At 45.8% G+C, this 1,612-nt stretch carries 2 protein-coding genes; both read left to right on the plus strand.

The window, feature by feature from the left end; translation table 11 throughout:
- Window positions 1–1,132, plus strand: a 1,132-nt coding sequence (locus tag ACJ751_RS00320) for an aspartyl protease family protein (protein WP_407743368.1), incomplete at its 5' end; no start/stop codon positions are given.
- A gap of 156 nt (window positions 1,133–1,288) precedes the next feature.
- On the plus strand, window positions 1,289–1,612 hold a 324-nt coding region (locus tag ACJ751_RS00325; RefSeq protein ID WP_407743369.1), incomplete at its 3' end, for a M16 family metallopeptidase.

Raw genomic sequence — 1,612 nt, forward strand, 5'->3', positions numbered from 1 at the left:
ATTTATTCCACCGCCTGCCAAAAGGATAGCCCATTTCCCGTTCAGACTACTTACCGGTGGCATTATTACCGTAAGAGCCCGGCTGGGTAACTTTCCAGATTCCCTCAATTTTGTTTTGGATACCGGTAGTGGCGGCATTTCGCTCGACTCCTCCACGGCCGAATATTTGAAATTACCAACCAAATTAAGCGACCGCACCATCCGTGGCATTGCCGGGGTACGGCGGGTATTTTTCTCTTATGGACAAACCCTGCACCTGCCCGACCTGTCGGTTGAAAACCTGGATTTTCATATTAATGATTATGATGTTTTGACCAGCGCCTATGGGGAAAAAATAGATGGCATCATCGGGCTGAGCTTTTTGTCGCGCTATATTTTAAAGATTGATTACGACAGCATGGCCATTTCGGTTTATACAAAAGGCACCATTAAATACCCCCGCGGCGGTTTTTTGTTAAAACCCGTTATTCAAACCATTCCCGTTTTAACCGCCAGTATCAAAGACAACCGGCAGCTGGCCTCCCGTTTTTATTTCGATACCGGCGCCGGCATGTGCCTGCTGCTGTCGGCCGACTTTGTAAGCGACAGCAATTTTGTAAAGCCCAAACGCAAATGGTACGCTACCCAGGCGGAGGGTTTGGGCGGAAAAGCCCCTATGAAACAAGGAGTTATAAAACAGGTACAGCTGGGGCCCTACAAATTTAAAAATGTACCTACCTATATTTTCGACGATGAATACAATGTTACTCAATACCCGGCCCTCGCGGGGTTGGTAGGAAATGACCTGCTGCGCCGCTTTAACCTCATCATCAATTACGAGCGCAAAGACATTTACATGATCCCCAACTCCCATTACAAAGAACAATTTGATTATTCCTATACCGGATTAGGCATGTACGTGGTGGATGGCGAAATTCAGGTAGTGGATATAATGCCCGAATCGCCCGCCGAACAGGCCGGGTTTAAACCGGGCGATATAATTATGGGGGTGGCGAACAATTTCAGTAATAATATTCAAACCTATAAGAACCTGATGCAAACCCCGGGTGAAAGGCTCAAGGTGCTGGTGCTGCGAAAAGACGGTCCTTACCAGCTTACCCTGAAGGTGAAAAACATTCTGACCGGACGTTAACCGGTCTTTTATCAATCACTTTCAACCAAATACCTCAACTTGTCGTTAATTTGTAGCTACGTCCTTCAACTCCGCCCAGGATCAGGGTAAAGATGTTGGTTCACCATTTTTGTGCGTAATGAAGGAATGTGGATAATATAAAAGCAATTACGGCATATGATACAATTTGAAAAATTTACGCTTTCGAATGGCTTACGAGTTATAGTACATGAAGATCATTCAACCCCCATGGCAGTATTAAATGTGATGTACGATGTGGGCGCCAGGGACGAGAATGCCAATAAAACCGGTTTTGCTCACTTGTTCGAGCACCTGATGTTTGGCGGTTCCAAAAATATTGAAGATTTTGAAACCCCCTTACAAATGGCCGGAGGCGAAAACAATGCCTACACCAGTAACGATGTAACCAATTATTATATTCAGTTACCGGCCGAAAACCTGGAAACAGCCTTCTGGCTCGAAAGCGACCGCATGCTTTCC

Source organism: Niastella sp., from assembly GCF_045805085.1.
GTDB lineage: Bacteria > Bacteroidota > Bacteroidia > Chitinophagales > Chitinophagaceae > Niastella.